This window comes from Pantoea sp. SIMBA_079, from assembly GCF_046940275.1.
Classification (GTDB): domain Bacteria; phylum Pseudomonadota; class Gammaproteobacteria; order Enterobacterales; family Enterobacteriaceae; genus Pantoea; species Pantoea borealis.
In genome coordinates, this window is record NZ_JAWRYR010000737.1 from 1 (window position 1) to 246 (window position 246).

At 65.4% G+C, this 246-nt stretch carries 1 pseudogene; it reads right to left on the reverse strand.

The features are described from left to right. Positions 1-246: pseudogene (locus tag SB719_RS21910) on the reverse strand (adenylosuccinate lyase); the annotation flags it as partial.

The following is a 246-nucleotide window of genomic DNA, read 5'->3' on the forward strand; positions in this document are numbered from 1 at the left end:
GCCTTGACGTCGTGGTTGGTGGTGCGCTCGATTTCCTTGACGCGCTCGGCGTGCTCCAGCTTGAAATCGTTGGCCAGGCTGTCCAGCAGGGCGTTGGCTTCGGCGGAGAACGCCGGCACTTCGCCGATTTGCGGGTGGGCGGCCAGGCGCTGCAGCCAGCGCACTTCGACCAGGGCGCGGAAACGGATCAGGCCGAATTCGCTGAAAATGGGGCGCAAGGCCTGGGTTTTGCCGGCATAACGGCCG